Raw genomic sequence first — 17,637 nt, forward strand, 5'->3', positions numbered from 1 at the left:
TGTTTTTAGCTTGTGGCTGAAGTGAGCGATTCCCATCTTGATTGAAAAAAGTATTTCTACGTTTAAATCTGCTTCCCGCTATTAAGAAAGGGAGATACCCACCCACCATGGAACTGACAAAAGAACGTTTTATTAGAGATTTTAAGGACATTCTACATGAAAGACAGCTGATTAAGGTTGCCGATGCGACTTCAGTGGAGCTTTTTCAGGCTTTAGCCAGCACTGTCCGCAAGTATATCACGCCCCTTTGGCTGGAGCGTCGCAATCAGTTGATTGAGCAGCAGCAAAAAACAGCTTATTACTTTTCTATCGAGTTTCTTCCAGGTCGTATGCTGGAAACCAATTTGCTCAACTTAGGAATCCTCGATACGGTCAAGGAAGGCTTTGCCGATTTGGGCGTTGACTTTGAAGATGTCAAGAATGCTGAGTATGATATGGCCTTGGGCAATGGCGGTCTGGGTCGCTTGGCGGCTGCCTTCATGGACTCGCTGGCAACCACTGGCTATCCAGGATTTGGAAATGGGATTCGCTATCGCTATGGCCTCTTTAAGCAACGCATCGTAGATGGCTATCAGGTAGAAATTCCTGATGCTTGGTTTGGCAGTCTAGGCAATGTCTGGGAGACCCGTAAGGACCATGATATTGTTGATGTTAAAATCTTCGGAAATGTTTCCCTCCATGCCAATGAAAAAGGTCGGATTGTGCCTCTTTATGAGAATTCTAAAACCTTGCGGGCCGTTCCTTACGATGTGCCGCAGATTGGCTTTGGCAATGACACTGTCAACAATCTCCGGCTTTGGTATGTTGAAATTCCAGAGGAGCATGAACTGGACTACCCGACCATTGAAGCTCGTCGCCGGGTGCAAGACATCACTGCCATTCTCTATCCAGACGACTCTAGCTACGAAGGAAAAGAGCTGCGCTTGATCCAGGAATATTTCATGACCAGTGCAGGTCTGCAGACCATTATCAAATCCTACCTCAAGCAAGGGCGTCCGCTCAAGGATATTCATGAGAAGGTCTCTGTCCATATTAACGATACTCACCCAGCTGTTGCACCGGCTGAGTTTATGCGTCTCTTGGTGGATGAGTACGACCTGGAATGGGCAGATGCTTGGAATGCTACAGTTAAAACCATGAGCTATACCAACCATACCATTCTGTCTGAAGCCTTGGAAAAATGGGATGCAGAGCTTTTTAAAAATGTCCTGCCGCGGGTTTATCAGATTATCCTAGAGATTGACAACCGCTATGTAGCTGAAATGGCTGGGCGCGGCCTTGATCCGCAAGTCATCGAAAACACTCGGATCGTCAAGGACAATCAAATCCACATGGCCCATTTAGCTATCATTGGCGGTCATTCAATCAATGGTGTTGCCAAACTCCACACCGAACTGCTCAAAGAAGACACCTTGCGTGATTTCTACAGCATTTATCCAGAGAAGTTTAATAACAAAACCAACGGAATTATCCAGCGCCGCTGGCTGCAAATTGCGGACCAGCCTCTGTCAGCTGAGATTGATAAACTAATTGGTAAAGGTTGGAGAAGTGATATCCATGAGCTACGTAAGCTTTTGGAATTCAAGGACAATCAGCAAGTGCTGGGTGATTTCTACCGAGTGAAGCAGGAAGCCAAGGCTCGTCTGGCTGACTTCATCAAGGAATCAACAGGAGTGGAAGTCTCTACAGAAGCCATCTTTGATGTCCAGGTGAAACGCCTCCACGCCTACAAGCGTCAGCTACTCAACCTGCTTCATATCATCAAGCTCTACTGGGACCTCAAGGACGATCCTGACAAGGATATGGTGCCACGCGTCTTTATCTTCGGTGCCAAGGCTGCTCCAGGCTACCACTTTGCCAAGTCGGTTATCAAGCTAATCAATGAAGTAGCCAATCTGGTCAACAAGGATGAAAGCCTGCAAGGCAAACTCAAGGTTGTTTTCCTAGAAAACTACCGGGTCAGCCTAGCTGAGCTCATCATTCCTGCAGCAGATGTATCAGAGCAGATTTCTCTGGCTTCCAAGGAGGCTTCTGGTACTTCCAACATGAAGTTCATGATGACAGGTGCCATTACCCTAGCTACACTGGACGGAGCCAATATCGAAATCAAGGACGAGGTCGGTGACGACAATATTGTCATCTTTGGGATGGACAAGGACCAAGTTTACGAGCACTATGCCCGCCACGATTACTACTCACGCGGTGTCTATGAAAGCAATCCAGATATTCGCCGAGTGGTCGATACCTTTGTCAACGGCACCATTCCAAACGTCCGTGAAGAAGGATCTGAAATCTATGAAGCCCTCATTACCCACAATGACGAATATTTCCTCTTGGAAGATTTCCATGCCTATGTAGAAGCTCAAGAGAAGATTGATGCTCTCTATCGTGACAAAGAAAAATGGGCACGCATGAGTTTGATTAACATTGCTACTTCCGATAAGTTTACCTCAGATGATACCATTGAGCAATATGCCAAGGAAATCTGGAACTTGGAGAAATAATACTCTTCAGAAAACATGAACAATAAGAGATTGGGGCTTTGGTCTCAGTCTCTTTTGCTATCTATCTACCATCTTGTCTAGAAATATGCTATAGTAGAGGAAGTATGAGAGTCCAACTTTTAGAAAAGCAGGGTAAGCAAGCATGAAAGACTACACGATTTTTTATCAACAATTAACGACTCCTTTTCGCAGTCGCCCTCAGTGGCTGAAAGGGTTGGCTTACTTCAATCGGGGAATGACCCTCTTCATACCTATCGTTTATGGTCTCGTTCTAATCAGTGCCTTTCTGACAGAAAGCTGGAAAGGGCTGCTTGCTTTTTTCTTCTTACCAGCTATCGGATTTGGTCTGCTGTCGGCCATTCGTAAACGGCTGAATCAAGAACGCCCTTATGAAAAATGGGCTATTCAGCCCTTGCTGACCAAGGATACATCAGGCAAGTCCATGCCCAGCCGCCATGTTTTTTCGGCGACAGTGATTTCTATGTGTCTACTCTACTTTTTCTGGCTGCCGGGGCTTATCTGCCTCTTGCTTTCAGCAGGGCTAGCCGTAGTGCGCGTGATTGGCGGAGTGCACTATCCAAAGGATGTGCTGGTCGGCTATCTTTGCGGCATTTGCTGGGGAGCTTTACTTTTTTTATTATAAAGGACCTGTTTTCGGCAGAGAGTAGACAAAGGACCTCCAGCTATATTATAATAGAAGCAGTAACAACCGTTTCGACACCAAGGGCTATTCCTTGCTGGATCTAAAAAATATTTAAGGAGAATACCATGTCAGAACCATTATTTCTACAGTCTGTGATGCAGGAGAAGATTTGGGGCGGAACCAAGCTGCGCGATGTCTTTGGCTATGAGATTCCCAGCGATCACGTAGGAGAGTACTGGGCTATCTCCGCTCATCCTAATGGTGTGTCAACCGTCAAGAACGGACGCTTTGCCGGCCAGAAGTTAGATGTTCTCTATGCCGAGCACCGTGAGCTTTTTGGCAATCGTCCGGAACCTGTCTTTCCGCTTTTGACGAAGATTTTAGATGCCAATGACTGGCTCAGTGTTCAGGTCCATCCTGATGATGCCTATGGACTAGAGCACGAAGGGGAGCTTGGTAAGACTGAATGCTGGTATGTCATTGCTGCAGACGAAGGAGCAGAGATTATTTATGGTCACAATGCCAAGAGCAAGGAAGAGCTGCGCCAGCAGATTGAGAGCAAGGATTGGGACCATCTTCTGACCAAAATCCCAGTAAAAGCTGGCGATTTCTTCTATGTACCAAGTGGCACCATGCATGCCATTGGCTCGGGGATTCTGATTTTAGAAACTCAGCAGTCCAGTGACACAACCTACCGTGTCTATGACTTTGATCGCAAGGACGATGCTGGCAATCTTCGTGAGCTGCATTTGGAGCAGTCGATTGACGTTCTGACTATCGGTGAGCCAGCGAATAGCCGTCCTGTTACCATTCAGGCAGATAGTTTGACTTCTACTCTTTTGGTGGCCAATGACTTCTTTGCTGTTTACAAGTGGGATATTGCCGGTTCAGTCAATTTTAAAAAGACAGCAGACTATAGCTTGGTCAGTGTCTTGGAAGGTGTCGGTGAGCTAGAAGTTGGTGGGGCAGTTTATCCTCTTGAAAAAGGGGAGCATTTCATCCTGCCTAACGATGTCACAGAATGGACCTTGTCTGGAGATATGCAGTTGATTGTTAGCCATCCATAATCATAGAAAAATCAAGAGCAAATAATCACTTTGCTCTTTTTTCTTTAAAAAACATATGAAATAAGTGAAATTTCAATCAGTTTCTCTTATTTATATAGCAGAATAGTTTGTATCTCAATAATGATTTAATTGTTTTGACAGGAAAATTTATAAATCAAAAGAATGAAACAAAAAACGCTTACAATGGTGGCAAAAGATTGACTATTCGATATTTTAGGAGTAAACTAAGGAAGTAAATTTTAAAATATAAAGGAGAAGTCATCATGAATTTAACATATTTAGGACTTTGTTTGGCCTGCTTGGGTGTTTCGATTGCAGAAGGAATGCTTATGAGTAACCTTTTCAAATCAGCGTCTCGTCAGCCAGAGATTATCGGTCAATTAAGAACTTTGATGATTATGGGGATTGCCTTTATCGAAGGTACTTTCTTTGTAACATTGGTTATGGCATTCATCATCAAGTAAGAACAGGAAAGTTTTTCATCTTTAGAAAAGGAGGGGAGTTAGTTGGAAGAAAGTGTAAATCCAACCATTCAGTTAGGTCCTGTGACCTTTGATTTGACCCTGCTTGCTATGTCTCTTTTAGCTGTTCTCATGGTCTTTGCCTTTGTTTATTGGGCGAGCCGCAAGATGACCCTTAAGCCGTCGGGAAAGCAAAATGCCTTAGAATATCTCTATGATTTTGTGATTGACTTTACCAAGGGAAATATCGGAAGCAAATATATGAAGAATTATTCTTTGTTTTTGTTTTCACTTTTCTTGTTTTTGGTAATAGCCAATAACCTTGGTCTCATGGCAAAATTGCAAACGACCAGCGGTGAAAATCTTTGGACGTCACCAACGGCTAACCTCGGTTTTGACCTTAGCATGTCTTTCTTGATCACTTTGATTTGCCATGTAGAAGGCATTCGTCGCCGAGGCGTGAAAAAATATCTGAAAGCTTTTGCGACACCGGGCTTTATGACGCCAATGAATATCTTGGAAGAGTTCACCAACTTCGCTTCTTTAGCCTTGCGGATTTACGGGAATATCTTTGCAGGGGAAGTTTTAGCTGGTTTGCTGGTGACCCTTTCTCATCAGGCTTTTTATTGGTACCCAGTAGCTTTTGTTGCTAATTTTGTATGGACAGCTTTTTCCGTTTTTATTTCTTGCATTCAGGCTTATGTTTTCACTATGTTGACATCCATGTACTTGGGCAAGAAAATTAATGGTGAGGAATAAAGAGAAAGGAGTCGAATAAATGAATATAACCATAGGTGAATTGATTGGAAACTTTATCCTTGTGGCAGGTTCCTTTCTTCTTTTGATTGTCCTCATCAAAAAATTTGCTTGGGGCAATATCACCAGCATTTTTGAAGAAAGAGCAAAGAAAATTTCTGACGATATTGATAGTGCAGAATCTGCGCGTCAAAAAGCAGAAGAACTGGCTCAAAAGCGGGAGCATGAGTTGGCAGGAAGTCGTGCGGAAGCCGTTACTATCGTTGAAACAGCTAAGGAGACAGCTGAAAAGAACAAGGCTGGAATACTAGCTAATGCAGCAGAAGAAGCAGGGCGCTTGAAGGCTAAAGCCAATCAGGAAATTGCCCAAAACAAGGCAGAGGCTATGAGCAGCATCAAAGGAGAAGTAGCCGACTTGACAGTAACTCTGGCTAGTAAGATTTTGAGTCAGGAGCTGGATAAGGAAGCTCAGAGCGAGCTCATCGACCGCTATATCAAACAGTTAGGAGATGCCTGATGGATAAGAAGCAATATGCAATCATTGAGAAATATGCTTTGCCTTTTGTTCAGACGGTCTTTGAAAAAGGTCAGCAAGAAGATGTTTTTGAAAAACTGAGTCAGATTAAGGCTGTTTTCGCGGAGACCGGCCTTGCTGACTTTTTGTCACATATCGGCATCAGTGACCACGAGAAAGAAAAGAGTCTGCGGCTCTTTCAAAACTCAGGCTCCCAGCTGCTTGATAATCTGATTGAAATCGTCATTCTCAATCATCGCGAGGACCTCTTTTATGAGATTGTGCTGGAGAGTCAGCACCAGCTTGAAAAGATTAGCAATGAGTTTGAGGTGACGTTGCGCTCTGTTCAGCCTTTGACAGCCAGTCAGAAGGAGAAGATTCGGCCGATTATTGAGCAGAAAATGGGCCTAAAAGTCCGTTCGCTTAAGGAAGAATTGGACAGCAGCTTGATTGGCGGTTTTGTCATCTCTGCCAATAACAAAACAATTGATGCAAGCATAAAACGTCAATTGCAAGTCGTAAAAGAAAAATTGAAATAGAAAGTGGTGTGAATTTTGGCGATTAACGCACAAGAAATCAGCGCTTTAATTAAGCAACAAATTGAAAATTTCCAGCCAAATTTTGACGTCACGGAAACAGGGGTCGTCACTTATATTGGTGATGGAATCGCGCGTGCTCATGGTCTGGATAAGGCTATGAGCGGAGAGTTGTTAATCTTTGAAAATGGCTCTTATGGTATGGCGCAAAATCTAGAGTCGACCGATGTTGGGATTATCATCTTGGGAGACTTTACAGACATTCGTGAGGGAGATACCATCCGCCGGACTGGTAAAATCATGGAAGTTCCTGTGGGAGAGGCCTTGATTGGACGGGTTGTTGATCCGCTGGGTCGTCCTGTTGATGGACTTGGTGACATTGTCACGGATAAGACACGTCCGGTTGAAACACCGGCTCCAGGTGTTATGCAGCGTAAGTCAGTATCTGAGCCTTTGCAGACAGGTCTCAAGGCTATTGATGCCTTGGTTCCGATTGGCCGCGGCCAGCGGGAGCTGATTATCGGGGACCGTCAGACTGGGAAGACGACCATTGCCATTGATGCCATCCTGAACCAGAAAGGTCAGGATATGATTTGTATCTATGTGGCGATTGGTCAGAAAGAATCTACCGTTCGTACGCAGGTAGAAACGCTCCGTCAGTATGGTGCTTTGGACTATACGATTGTCGTGACAGCCTCTGCTTCACAGCCGTCGCCCTTGCTTTTCCTAGCGCCTTATGCTGGTGTAGCGATGGCAGAAGAGTTTATGTATAATGGCAAGCATGTTTTGATTGTCTATGATGACTTGTCTAAGCAGGCTGTAGCCTACCGTGAACTGTCCCTCCTGCTCCGTCGTCCGCCAGGCCGTGAGGCCTTTCCAGGAGATGTTTTCTATCTGCATAGCCGTCTCTTGGAGCGTTCAGCCAAGGTTTCTGATGAGCTGGGCGGTGGTTCGATTACAGCTCTGCCATTTATTGAAACGCAGGCAGGAGATATTTCAGCTTATATCGCGACCAACGTGATTTCAATCACTGACGGACAAATTTTCCTCAGCGACAGCCTGTTCAATGCTGGGGTACGTCCAGCCATTGATGCAGGTTCTTCTGTATCACGGGTTGGGGGCTCTGCCCAAATCAAGGCTATGAAGAAAGTAGCTGGAACCCTGCGTATCGACCTGGCTTCTTATCGGGAGCTTGAGGCCTTTACTAAGTTTGGTAGTGATTTGGATGCGGCAACGCAGGCCAAGCTCAATCGTGGCCGCAGGACTGTAGAAGTCCTGAAGCAGCCGATTCATGAGCCACTGCCGGTTGAGAAGCAGGTCGTGATTCTCTATGCTTTGACCCATGGTTTCTTAGACAGTGTGCCGGTAGATGATATTTTGCGCTTTGAGTCAGAATTATTTGCCTACTTTGATGCACATCAAGAAAGCATTTATGAAACCATTCGGACAACGAAAGACCTTCCAAGTGAGGAAGTCTTGGATGCTGCCATTACTGAGTTTATTGACCAGTCTAGCTTCAAATAGGAATAGAGGTGTCAGATGGCAGTTTCATTGAATGATATTAAAAATAAAATTGCATCCACGAAAAACACCAGTCAAATCACCAATGCCATGCAGATGGTTTCTGCTGCTAAGCTGGGAAAGTCTGAGGAAGCAGCCAAGAACTTTCAGGTCTATGCCCAGAAAGTGCGTAAGTTAGTTACGGATATGCTGCATGGCCACGAGGCAGAAAATGCCCGTCATCACTCGATGTTAATCAGTCGGCCAGTTAAGAAATCAGCCTATATCGTCATTACTTCTGACCGCGGTCTGGTAGGCGGTTATAACGCAACCATTCTCAAGGCTTTGATGGAGCTGAAAGCTGAGTACCATCCGACAGGAGAGGACTTTGAAGTCATCTGTATCGGAAGTGTCGGTGCTGATTTCTTCCGAGCTCGGGGCATTCAGCCAGTTTATGAGTTGCGTGGTCTAGCAGATCAGCCTAGCTTTGATGAGGTCCGTAAAATCATTAGCAAGACCATTGAGATGTATCAGAATGAACTCTTCGATGAGCTCTATGTCTGCTATAATCACCATGTCAACAGTCTGACCAGTCAGATGCGGGTGGAGCAGATGCTGCCAATCATTGACTTGGATCCCAATGAAGCTGATGAAGATTATACGCTGAATCTGGAACTGGAATCCAGTCGGGATTCTATCTTGGATCAACTGCTGCCCCAGTTTGCAGAGAGCATGATTTACGGTGCCATTATTGATGCCAAGACGGCTGAAAATGCAGCCGGTATGACTGCTATGCAGACAGCGACAGACAATGCTAAAAAGGTCATTAGTGATTTGACTATTCAGTACAACCGCGCTCGGCAGGCTGCCATTACGCAGGAAATTACTGAAATCGTGGCGGGTGCAAGTGCCCTGGAATAAGGCCACAAATGAATTAGAAATTAAACGAGGGAAAAAACATGAGCTCAGGCAAAATTGCTCAGGTTATCGGGCCGGTTGTAGACGTTGCGTTTGCTGCTGGAGACAAACTACCTGAGATAAATAATGCACTTGTAGTCTATAAAAATGATGAGAAAAAATCAAAAATCGTCCTTGAAGTAGCTCTTGAGCTTGGTGACGGTGTGGTGCGGACCATTGCCATGGAGTCGACCGATGGTTTGACACGTGGTTTAGAGGTCTTGGATACTGGTCGTCCGATTTCTGTGCCAGTTGGCAAAGAAACTCTGGGGCGGGTGTTCAATGTCCTAGGAGACACTATTGACTTGGATGCGCCATTTCCTGCTGATGCAGAGCGCCAGCCGATTCATAAAAAGGCACCGACCTTTGATGAACTATCGACTTCATCAGAAATCCTGGAAACAGGGATCAAGGTTATCGACCTCCTAGCTCCTTATCTGAAAGGTGGGAAAGTTGGTCTCTTTGGCGGTGCCGGAGTAGGGAAAACAGTCCTGATTCAGGAATTGATTCACAACATTGCCCAAGAACACGGGGGGATTTCTGTCTTCACAGGTGTTGGTGAACGGACGCGTGAAGGGAATGACCTCTACTGGGAAATGAAAGAGTCTGGCGTTATCGAAAAGACGGCTATGGTCTTTGGTCAGATGAATGAACCGCCAGGAGCACGGATGCGTGTTGCTCTAACTGGTTTGACCATCGCGGAATATTTCCGTGATGTGGAAGGTCAGGATGTGTTGCTCTTTATTGACAACATCTTCCGCTTTACGCAGGCTGGTTCGGAAGTGTCTGCCCTTTTGGGCCGCATGCCATCAGCCGTTGGTTATCAGCCAACACTTGCGACAGAGATGGGACAGCTTCAAGAGCGTATCACATCAACCAAGAAAGGTTCCGTTACTTCCATCCAAGCTATCTATGTGCCAGCGGATGACTATACTGACCCAGCACCAGCGACAGCTTTTGCTCACTTGGACTCTACGACCAACCTAGAACGGAAATTGGTTCAGCTGGGGATTTATCCAGCTGTGGATCCACTGGCTTCCAGCTCTCGTGCCCTTTCACCAGAGATTGTCGGAGAAGAGCACTATGCAGTGGCAGCAGAGGTTAAGCGGGTCTTGCAACGTTATCATGAATTGCAGGATATCATTGCTATCCTTGGTATGGACGAGTTGTCAGATGATGAGAAAACTTTGGTTGCACGTGCGCGGCGGATCCAGTTCTTCCTGTCACAGAACTTCAATGTGGCGGAGCAATTTACCGGCCAGCCAGGTTCTTATGTACCAGTAGCTGAAACGGTTCGTGGATTCAAGGAAATCCTTGAAGGTAAGCACGATAAGCTGCCAGAAGATGCCTTCCGTGGTGTGGGCTCCATCGAGGATGTATTGGCCAAGGCTGAGAAAATGGGATTCTAAGAGGTGAATGATGGCTCAAATGACAGTACAAATAGTGACACCGGATGGTCTTATTTATGATCACCATGCTGCATTTGTTTCCGTAAAGACCATTGATGGTGAGCTGGGAATTTTGCCCCGCCACATCAATACCATCGCTGTTTTAGAAGTGGATCAGGTTAAGGTGCGCCGGGTTGATGATGACAAGCATATCGACTGGATTGCAGTTAATGGCGGAATCATTGAAATTGCAGACAATGTCATTACCATTGTGGCGGACTCAGCTGAGCGTGAGCGAGATATCGACATTAGTCGGGCTGAGCGGGCTAAGCTCCGAGCTGAGCAAGAAATCGAAGAAGCACATGATAAGCATTTGATTGACCAAGAACGCCGGGCTAAGATTGCCCTGCAACGGGCAATCAACCGGATCAATGTCGGCACAAGATTATAAGAAGCTATTTTGTCTAGATTGATGGAAGTCATCTTTCATCTGACGAGATTTGGTTTCTTGAATACAAACTGAATACGAAAAACTGAGGCAGAACTGTCTCAGTTTTCTTTTCCAAAGAAAAAAGGAAGGACTGTTTAGTTCATCCTTGACTGGAGTCTTGTGGTATAATAAAAGTTATGGTAGAAGTTATTTTTAAATTATGCAGTCATTTGCTCTTTATTTTCTTTGCCTTTCATCTGCTGTCAACGGTTGTTGAGTGGGAGAGGTTTTTCAAGGTTAATGCCGATAATGCGATGAAGATTCGCTTTTTAATTCTCTTGTTCAGCATTGCCTTGGGCTATTTAGTCAGCCTTTTCTTCATTGGTATTTACGATATGAGCCGGGCGATTTTTAACGGTACTTTATAAGGTTATATTTTTGATTTTATGGTATGATAGTATGGATGATTTTAAAAATTTAGAGTAAGGAATCGGTATGGAAAAAATTATTATTCAAGGTGGAGATAATCGCTTGGTCGGAAAGGTCAAGATTGAAGGAGCAAAAAATGCGGTGCTGCCTCTCTTGGCAGCGACAGTCTTGGCTAGTGAGGACCAGTCTGTTTTGAAAAATGTTCCGGTCTTGTCTGATGTCTTTACCATGAACAATGTGGTCCGCGGTTTAAACACTCAGGTGGATTTTAATCAGGAAGAAAATACAGTTGTTGTGGATGCCACTCAGCCCTTGTCTGAGGAGGCACCTTACAAATATGTCAGCAAAATGCGGGCGTCTATCGTTGTTTTGGGACCAGTCCTAGCTCGTAATGGTCACGCTAAGGTTTCCATGCCAGGCGGCTGTACGATTGGCAGTCGGCCTATTGACTTGCACCTGAAGGGCTTAGAAGCCATGGGCGCTCAGATTACCCAAACAGCGGGTTATATCGAAGCGAAGGCAGAGCGGCTCAAGGGAGCTCACATTTACATGGACTTTCCTAGTGTGGGAGCAACGCAAAACATCATGATGGCTGCAACGCTGGCTCAAGGCACGACAGTGATTGAAAATGCTGCTCGGGAGCCTGAAATCGTTGATCTAGCCCTATTTTTGAATGAAATGGGAGCCAAAGTCAGAGGGGCAGGTACTGAGACTCTGACTATTGTCGGAGTGGACCAGCTGCGAGGTGCCAAGCATAATGTGGTTCAAGACCGTATCGAAGCAGGAACTTTTATGGTTGCTGCAGCTATGACCAGCGGTGACTTGCTGATTGAGGATGCCATTTGGGAGCACAATCGTCCCCTGCTTTCCAAAATGCAGGAAATGGGAGTGGAAGTGACAGAGGAAGATGAAGGGATTCGGATTCGTTCCGATGTTTCGAAACTTAGACCGGTTGCGGTCAAGACTCTTCCTTATCCGGGCTTCCCTACCGACATGCAGGCTCAGTTTACGGCGCTCATGGCCATGGCCAAGGGCGAGTCTACGATGATTGAGACTGTCTTTGAGAACCGCTTCCAGCATCTGGAGGAAATGCGTCGGATGGGGCTGCACTCTGATATCATGCGTGATACAGCTCGTATCTGGGGCGGTGGCAGTCTTCAGGGAGCTGAAGTCATGTCAACTGACCTTCGGGCCAGTGCGACTTTGATTCTGATGGGCTTGATTGCTGAAGGCGAGACTAAGGTCAGCAAGCTCGTACACTTAGACCGAGGCTACTATAAATTCCATGAGAAATTGGCAGCCTTGGGAGCCAAAGTGAAGCGTGTAAAGGAAGAAGACGATGAGTGAAAATCTAAAATATTTAGGTCGGCAAATTGGCCTTGTTCTGTTGGTTCTCCTGATAGCAGTGATTCTCTTTTTCGTGTCTCTGATGATTGGCTATAACATTATCGGAAACGGTAAGGGATCAGTTTTTTCACCAGAAACCTGGCAAGAATTAATCGGGAAGTTTACTGGAAACTAGCTCCTAGTCGAACAGACTGGCTGAAATGAATCCAGTTTGCTAAGTTGAAAGAAAAAAGATGAAAAGAAAGACTAGTCAGAAAAGGAATTCTAAGAGCCTGCAAGGCTGGGCTGGGCTGACTCTGGCTTTGATTTTAGCTCTGGCTGGCTATTTCTGGGGACAGGACGGTCAGCAGCCACTTCAGAGTCCAAATTCAGAAATCAGAGTTGGGCAAGTCCAAGATCAGGGCACCCCTAGTCAGGAACTGGCTGAGAGCGTTCTGACGGATGCTGTCCGAGCTCAGCTTAAAGGCAGCATTGAATGGAATGGAGCTGGCGCCTTTATCGTGAATGGGAATAGGACAGACTTGGATGCGGGGATTTCTAGCAAACCCTACGCTGACAATAAGACCAAGTTTGTACAAGGGCAAGCTATTCCGACGGTGGCGAATGCCTTTTTATCCAAGTCTACCCGCCAGTACAAAAAACGGGAAGAAACTGGAAATGCCAACACTTCATGGGTACCGGCAGGCTGGCATCAACTCAAGAACCTCTCTGGTGAGTACAATCATGCTGTGGACCGCGGACATCTCTTGGCCTATTCACTGATTGGTGGTTTGAAGGGCTTTGATGCCTCCACCAGCAATCCTGCCAATATCGCTGTGCAGACGGCCTGGTCCAACCAAGCCAATGAGGCGGATTCGACAGGGCAGAATTACTATGAGACAAAGATCCGGAAGGCTTTGGATAAGAACAAGCGAGTGCGCTACCGGGTAACCTTGATTTATGCCACGGAGACTGATTTAGTGCCAGTTGGTTCTCATCTAGAGGCCAAGTCCAGCGATGGCAGTCTGGAATTCAATGTCTTTATTCCGAATGTGCAAAAAGGGATTCGTTTGGACTATAATAGTGGCAAGGTCAGTCAGGAGACGGGTTCTTAATTTTATACTCAAAAATGGATTTGCAAAGAGTATTCAATAGTATGAAAAGAAATGGTTGCAGATTTGTAGTCATTTTCTTTTATACTAATAGATGAAAGAAGGCGAATTTTTCAGTCTTTTTTAAGAAAGCGGTGGTAAAATCAACGTTCTCTTACAATCTAGTAAAGGAGGTTGCGATGGGACTTATTTTTAAAAGCATCTGGTTCCTCATGCGTCTGATTGGGCGTGTGGTGTGGGGACTTGCTTGGTCCTTTGTCCTGAGCTTTATGGTTATTGTCGGAATTTTCTATTTTACCACTTCGACAAAACCGGGTACAGAGGGACTGACGCAGGCTGTTCAGACAGCTGTTGGCAGAGTGGATCAATTTTTAAATCACCAAGGCATTTCCACGGGGCTTCACAGCAGTGAGGAGACGCAGACGGATCAACTGACAGATGAGCATGCAACAACAGGGGCTCGTTGGGATCAGCCAAGCGCCACGATTTATATCGATACAAACAATGAAACCTTCCGTTCAGCCTATAAGGAGGCTATTGATTCTTGGAATCAAACAGGTGCCTTCACCTTTCAAATCATCAATGACAAAGACAAGGCGGACATTGTCGCGACGGAGATGAACGATGGCAACATCAGTGCAGCTGGTGAAGCTGAGTCGCAGACCAATCTCCTAACCAAGCGGTTTACCCATGTCACAGTTCGCCTTAATAGTTACTACCTGCTAGACAGTCGCTATGCTTATTCTCATGAGCGGATTGTCAATACAGCGGCGCACGAATTGGGCCATGCTATCGGATTAGACCATAATGAGGAGGAATCAGTGATGCAGTCAGCAGGCTCATTTTACAGTATCCAGCCGACAGATATCCAGGCTGTAAAAGACTTGTATCAATCGTAAGCCTATGTTAAAATCTATTTTTTATTTGATTCGACATTTTCCAGAGCAAGTTTTTCTCTTTGTTTTTAACTCAGGAATCTTTGTCTGGCTATGGAAAAGCGGTAATGAGATTGCTAACCAGCTAGGAGTGACAGCGGCTTGGGAAAATCATATTCCGGCGCCCATTCAGCTCTTCTTCGGCCAGAATATTGAGGCAGTTCAGGGATTTTTTCACAATTCCGCCTTTATGTGGCTAGTTGGATCCATGATTATCCTTCTGGTTATTCGTCTGATCAAGGGAATGATTAAATTTGTTGTCTTTGCGGTTCTGATTCTGCTGGGAATTTATCTGATTTTGCAGAATCAATCCATTCTCAATAGTTTTATGTAAGACAGTCAGATGTGGCTGTCTTTTTTCTTTTGGGGAGCTGAGTTCGCTTTCTCTTGAATTCTGATAGCTGTGCTTCTGGAAATCTGCTATAATGGTCTTATGATTATTTTACAAGCAAGCAAGATTGAGCGCTCTTTTGCAGGGGAGCTTCTTTTTGACAATATTAACCTGCAGGTGGATGAGGGTGACCGGATTGCCCTCGTCGGTAAAAATGGAGCTGGGAAGTCAACCCTGCTCAAGATTTTGGTGGGTGAGGAAGAGCCTACTTCTGGTCAGATCAATAAAAAACGAGACCTATCTCTGTCCTATCTGGCTCAGGATAGCCGCTTTGAGTCGGAGAATACTATCTACGACGAGATGCTGCTGGTCTTTGATAGTCTGCGTCAACAAGAGAAGCGCTTGCGGCAGATGGAGCTGCAAATGGGAGAATTGTCAGGGGAAAATCTGACTGCTCTCATGACCCAGTACGACCAGCTTTCAGAGGATTTTCGCCAGAAAGGTGGTTTTACCTACGAGGCCGATATTCGAGCTATTTTGAATGCCTTCAAGTTTGACCAGTCCATGTGGCAGATGAAGATTTCTGAGCTTTCAGGCGGGCAGAATACCCGTCTGGCGCTGGCTAAGATGCTTTTGGAAAAGCCAGAGCTGCTGGTACTGGACGAGCCGACCAACCACTTGGATATCGAGACCATTGCCTGGCTGGAGACTTACTTAATCAACTACAGCGGTGCCTTGATTATCGTTAGCCACGACCGCTATTTCCTAGACAAGGTTGCGACCATCACGTTGGATTTGACTAAGCATTCATTGGATCGCTATGTGGGCAATTACTCTAGCTTTGTGATCCAAAAGGAGCAGAAGTTGGCCACCGAAGCCAAGAACTATGAAAAGCAACAGAAAGAAATCGCAGCGCTGGAGGACTTTGTCAATCGCAATTTAGTCCGGGCTTCCACAACCAAGCGGGCTCAGTCCCGTCGCAAGCAGCTGGAAAAGATGGAGCGTTTGGACAGGCCGGAGACCGGCAGTCGCTCGGCTAATATGACCTTCCAATCCGATAAGGTTTCGGGCAATGTTGTTCTGACCTTGGAAGATGCAGCTATTGGCTATGGTGAGGAAGTCCTGTCGGAGCCGATTAACCTTGATATTCGCAAGTTTAATGCGGTAGCTATTGTCGGACCAAATGGGATTGGAAAGACGACTCTGATTAAATCACTAATCGGGCAAGTACCCTTCATCAGAGGCAAGGAACAGCTTGGGGCTAATGTGGAAGTGGGCTACTATGACCAGACCCAGAGTAAACTGACTGCCAGCAATACGGTACTTGATGAGCTATGGAATGACTTCAAGCTGACACCAGAGGTCGAGATTCGCAATCGCTTAGGCGCTTTCCTCTTCTCGGGAGACGATGTCAAGAAGTCTGTCGGCATGTTATCGGGTGGAGAGCGGGCGCGCCTGCTCCTAGCCAAGCTGTCTATGGAAAACAAGAACTTCCTCATCCTAGATGAGCCGACCAACCACCTGGACATTGACAGCAAGGAAGTGCTGGAAAATGCCCTAATTGACTTTGACGGAACCCTGCTCTTTGTCAGCCATGACCGCTACTTTATCAATCGCGTGGCAACCCAGATCATCGAGCTCTCTGAGACAGGCTCCACCCTTTATCTGGGTGATTATGACTACTATCTGGAGAAAAAGGCAGAGCAGGAAGCCTTGCGTGAGGAGACGGAGCAGGTTGATTTAGATAAGCCTGCCCCTGCCAATGACTATCAGCTTCAAAAGGAAAACCAGAAAGAACAGCGCCGGCTGGCCCGCCGCTTAGAACAACTGGAAGCGCAAATTGAGGATTTGGATAGTCAGATCAGTCAGCTTCAGGAAGCCATGGAGGCCACTAATGACGCCGCCGAACTCATGGAGAGCCAGCAGCAAATTGACCAGCTGACCGCCGCCCAAGAAGAAGCCATGTTAGAATGGGAAGAACTGGCGGAGAAAGTGTGAGAAGGAAAAAGAACCTGTGTAAGAATGCCTAGTTTCTGTGAGAAATGAGCTTCTTAGAGCTTACAGGAAAAATTAAATTGATATTCAATGTGGTTCAGTTATCGTATTACTAAAGATTTTGATGACTGAATCGTTTTATTTAAGAAAAATAGGAGAAAATGATGGATTTTGTAATAATTTTTATTGTCATAATGCTAGCAATTTTTGCTTTCGTAGGTTGGATAGTTTATTGGGCGATTAGTCATTCCGCTAAAAAGAATAAAGTATACCAAGCCTTCTCTTCCGAGCACGGCTATCAATTTGACAAAGCGCAAGGTAATGACTATTACAGAGATTATTCCAAGCAAAAAACAAGTAACGACCTCACACTAAAACTTTCCCAGAATCCGTATGTAGAAAAATATGCTCATTTTAGTCATTATCCATTCGGTCGTGGGAATATGGTGAAAGTTGCCTATGTAATTTCAGGTAGCTACAATGGTTCTCAATTTCGGGCTTTCACCTATCATTTTGAGGGGAATGCAATTGAGAATTCTGGTCCCGGTGGTGTTTTCAGCATTGTTATGATTCAGTGCCCCGATGAACCTAAAGGTCAGCTTTCAGAGCAAATGTTTTATGAAAATGGAATGCTCTGTGAATACCTTCGAGAAAATTTGAATGTAGAAGACCTTCATGATAGAATTGAGAAATTGGCTTATATTGCAAACGCAAAATGAGTCTTCCTGGTTTTCAATCCAGAGATTTGGTAAT

General features: G+C 45.5%; 19 protein-coding genes. All 19 read left to right on the forward strand.

What is annotated here, in order from left to right; all coding sequences use genetic code 11:
• Positions 1-107: 107 nt before the first annotated feature.
• The 19 genes from RSK81_RS04070 to RSK81_RS04160 all read left to right on the forward strand — a co-directional run bounded on the left by RSK81_RS04070 (position 108) and on the right by RSK81_RS04160 (position 17,603).
• The gene (locus RSK81_RS04070) at positions 108-2,504 is read left to right on the forward strand and encodes a glycogen/starch/alpha-glucan phosphorylase (protein ID WP_315687516.1); all 2,397 of its coding nucleotides are present in this window, start codon (positions 108-110) and stop codon (positions 2,502-2,504) included.
• Positions 2,505-2,646: 142 nt separating this feature from the next.
• Positions 2,647-3,147: a phosphatase PAP2 family protein gene (locus tag RSK81_RS04075; protein ID WP_002912074.1), complete on the forward strand. Its 501-nt coding sequence runs from the start codon at positions 2,647-2,649 to the stop codon at positions 3,145-3,147.
• A 125-nt stretch (positions 3,148-3,272) separates the two neighbouring features.
• Entirely contained in the window at positions 3,273-4,214 is a 942-nt protein-coding gene (manA, locus tag RSK81_RS04080) for a mannose-6-phosphate isomerase, class I (protein WP_002912075.1), read from the forward strand.
• A gap of 263 nt (positions 4,215-4,477) precedes the next feature.
• The gene (locus RSK81_RS04085) at positions 4,478-4,678 is read left to right on the forward strand and encodes a F0F1 ATP synthase subunit C (protein WP_002912077.1); all 201 of its coding nucleotides are present in this window, start codon (positions 4,478-4,480) and stop codon (positions 4,676-4,678) included.
• A gap of 42 nt (positions 4,679-4,720) precedes the next feature.
• On the forward strand, positions 4,721-5,434 hold the full coding sequence (gene atpB / locus RSK81_RS04090; protein ID WP_002912078.1) for a F0F1 ATP synthase subunit A: 714 nt from the start codon (positions 4,721-4,723) through the stop codon (positions 5,432-5,434).
• Positions 5,435-5,453: 19 nt separating this feature from the next.
• Positions 5,454-5,948 (forward strand): F0F1 ATP synthase subunit B, encoded by a 495-nt coding sequence (atpF, locus tag RSK81_RS04095; RefSeq protein WP_002912080.1) that lies wholly within the window; start codon positions 5,454-5,456, stop codon positions 5,946-5,948.
• Entirely contained in the window at positions 5,948-6,484 is a 537-nt protein-coding gene (locus RSK81_RS04100) for a F0F1 ATP synthase subunit delta (protein ID WP_002904151.1), read from the forward strand. Before atpF ends, RSK81_RS04100 begins: the two co-directional genes overlap by 1 nt.
• A 15-nt stretch (positions 6,485-6,499) precedes the next feature.
• The gene (gene atpA / locus RSK81_RS04105; protein ID WP_002895997.1) at positions 6,500-8,005 is read left to right on the forward strand and encodes a F0F1 ATP synthase subunit alpha; all 1,506 of its coding nucleotides are present in this window, start codon (positions 6,500-6,502) and stop codon (positions 8,003-8,005) included.
• A 15-nt stretch (positions 8,006-8,020) separates the two neighbouring features.
• Entirely contained in the window at positions 8,021-8,902 is an 882-nt protein-coding gene (locus tag RSK81_RS04110; RefSeq protein ID WP_002895995.1) for a F0F1 ATP synthase subunit gamma, read from the forward strand.
• 38 nt (positions 8,903-8,940) lie between these two features.
• Entirely contained in the window at positions 8,941-10,347 is a 1,407-nt protein-coding gene (gene atpD / locus RSK81_RS04115) for a F0F1 ATP synthase subunit beta (protein WP_002897903.1), read from the forward strand.
• A gap of 7 nt (positions 10,348-10,354) precedes the next feature.
• Positions 10,355-10,777 (forward strand): F0F1 ATP synthase subunit epsilon, encoded by a 423-nt coding sequence (locus RSK81_RS04120; protein WP_002904155.1) that lies wholly within the window; start codon positions 10,355-10,357, stop codon positions 10,775-10,777.
• Positions 10,778-10,953: 176 nt separating this feature from the next.
• The gene (locus tag RSK81_RS04125; RefSeq protein ID WP_002897901.1) at positions 10,954-11,184 is read left to right on the forward strand and encodes a DUF1146 family protein; all 231 of its coding nucleotides are present in this window, start codon (positions 10,954-10,956) and stop codon (positions 11,182-11,184) included.
• Positions 11,185-11,251: 67 nt separating this feature from the next.
• Entirely contained in the window at positions 11,252-12,532 is a 1,281-nt protein-coding gene (gene murA / locus RSK81_RS04130) for a UDP-N-acetylglucosamine 1-carboxyvinyltransferase (protein WP_315687518.1), read from the forward strand.
• The gene (locus tag RSK81_RS04135) at positions 12,525-12,707 is read left to right on the forward strand and encodes a DNA-directed RNA polymerase subunit beta (RefSeq protein ID WP_002912082.1); all 183 of its coding nucleotides are present in this window, start codon (positions 12,525-12,527) and stop codon (positions 12,705-12,707) included. The genes murA and RSK81_RS04135 overlap by 8 nt, the downstream gene beginning before the upstream one ends.
• A 58-nt stretch (positions 12,708-12,765) precedes the next feature.
• The gene (locus RSK81_RS04140; RefSeq protein WP_002912083.1) at positions 12,766-13,626 is read left to right on the forward strand and encodes a DNA/RNA non-specific endonuclease; all 861 of its coding nucleotides are present in this window, start codon (positions 12,766-12,768) and stop codon (positions 13,624-13,626) included.
• Between the two features lie 176 nt (positions 13,627-13,802).
• On the forward strand, positions 13,803-14,522 hold the full coding sequence (locus RSK81_RS04145) for a matrixin family metalloprotease (protein ID WP_315687520.1): 720 nt from the start codon (positions 13,803-13,805) through the stop codon (positions 14,520-14,522).
• Positions 14,523-14,526: 4 nt separating this feature from the next.
• Positions 14,527-14,892: a hypothetical protein gene (locus RSK81_RS04150; RefSeq protein ID WP_002912086.1), complete on the forward strand. Its 366-nt coding sequence runs from the start codon at positions 14,527-14,529 to the stop codon at positions 14,890-14,892.
• 99 nt (positions 14,893-14,991) lie between these two features.
• On the forward strand, positions 14,992-16,887 hold the full coding sequence (locus RSK81_RS04155) for an ABC-F family ATP-binding cassette domain-containing protein (RefSeq protein WP_061595288.1): 1,896 nt from the start codon (positions 14,992-14,994) through the stop codon (positions 16,885-16,887).
• Positions 16,888-17,045: 158 nt separating this feature from the next.
• The gene (locus tag RSK81_RS04160; protein WP_061595289.1) at positions 17,046-17,603 is read left to right on the forward strand and encodes a hypothetical protein; all 558 of its coding nucleotides are present in this window, start codon (positions 17,046-17,048) and stop codon (positions 17,601-17,603) included.
• The last annotated feature ends 34 nt before the right edge of the window (positions 17,604-17,637 follow it).

Origin of the sequence: Streptococcus sp. DTU_2020_1000888_1_SI_GRL_NUU_041A (assembly GCF_032387735.1) — a bacterium.
Taxonomy (GTDB): Bacteria; Bacillota; Bacilli; order Lactobacillales; family Streptococcaceae; genus Streptococcus; species Streptococcus sanguinis.

What these genes read in the sequence shown, in the direction of transcription:
- RSK81_RS04120 (WP_002904155.1), top strand. Translation starts at nt 10,355, where the DNA reads ATGATGGCTCAAATGACAGTACAAATAGTGACACCGGATGGTCTTATT.
- RSK81_RS04140 (WP_002912083.1), top strand. Translation starts at nt 12,766, where the DNA reads ATGAAAAGAAAGACTAGTCAGAAAAGGAATTCTAAGAGCCTGCAAGGC.
- manA (WP_002912075.1), top strand. Translation starts at nt 3,273, where the DNA reads ATGTCAGAACCATTATTTCTACAGTCTGTGATGCAGGAGAAGATTTGG.
- RSK81_RS04100 (WP_002904151.1), top strand. Translation starts at nt 5,948, where the DNA reads ATGGATAAGAAGCAATATGCAATCATTGAGAAATATGCTTTGCCTTTT.
- RSK81_RS04125 (WP_002897901.1), top strand. Translation starts at nt 10,954, where the DNA reads ATGGTAGAAGTTATTTTTAAATTATGCAGTCATTTGCTCTTTATTTTC.
- RSK81_RS04070 (WP_315687516.1), top strand. Translation starts at nt 108, where the DNA reads ATGGAACTGACAAAAGAACGTTTTATTAGAGATTTTAAGGACATTCTA.
- RSK81_RS04145 (WP_315687520.1), top strand. Translation starts at nt 13,803, where the DNA reads ATGGGACTTATTTTTAAAAGCATCTGGTTCCTCATGCGTCTGATTGGG.
- RSK81_RS04135 (WP_002912082.1), top strand. Translation starts at nt 12,525, where the DNA reads ATGAGTGAAAATCTAAAATATTTAGGTCGGCAAATTGGCCTTGTTCTG.
- RSK81_RS04075 (WP_002912074.1), top strand. Translation starts at nt 2,647, where the DNA reads ATGAAAGACTACACGATTTTTTATCAACAATTAACGACTCCTTTTCGC.
- murA (WP_315687518.1), top strand. Translation starts at nt 11,252, where the DNA reads ATGGAAAAAATTATTATTCAAGGTGGAGATAATCGCTTGGTCGGAAAG.
- atpD (WP_002897903.1), top strand. Translation starts at nt 8,941, where the DNA reads ATGAGCTCAGGCAAAATTGCTCAGGTTATCGGGCCGGTTGTAGACGTT.
- atpF (WP_002912080.1), top strand. Translation starts at nt 5,454, where the DNA reads ATGAATATAACCATAGGTGAATTGATTGGAAACTTTATCCTTGTGGCA.
- RSK81_RS04110 (WP_002895995.1), top strand. Translation starts at nt 8,021, where the DNA reads ATGGCAGTTTCATTGAATGATATTAAAAATAAAATTGCATCCACGAAA.
- RSK81_RS04160 (WP_061595289.1), top strand. Translation starts at nt 17,046, where the DNA reads ATGATGGATTTTGTAATAATTTTTATTGTCATAATGCTAGCAATTTTT.
- RSK81_RS04155 (WP_061595288.1), top strand. Translation starts at nt 14,992, where the DNA reads ATGATTATTTTACAAGCAAGCAAGATTGAGCGCTCTTTTGCAGGGGAG.
- RSK81_RS04150 (WP_002912086.1), top strand. Translation starts at nt 14,527, where the DNA reads ATGTTAAAATCTATTTTTTATTTGATTCGACATTTTCCAGAGCAAGTT.
- RSK81_RS04085 (WP_002912077.1), top strand. Translation starts at nt 4,478, where the DNA reads ATGAATTTAACATATTTAGGACTTTGTTTGGCCTGCTTGGGTGTTTCG.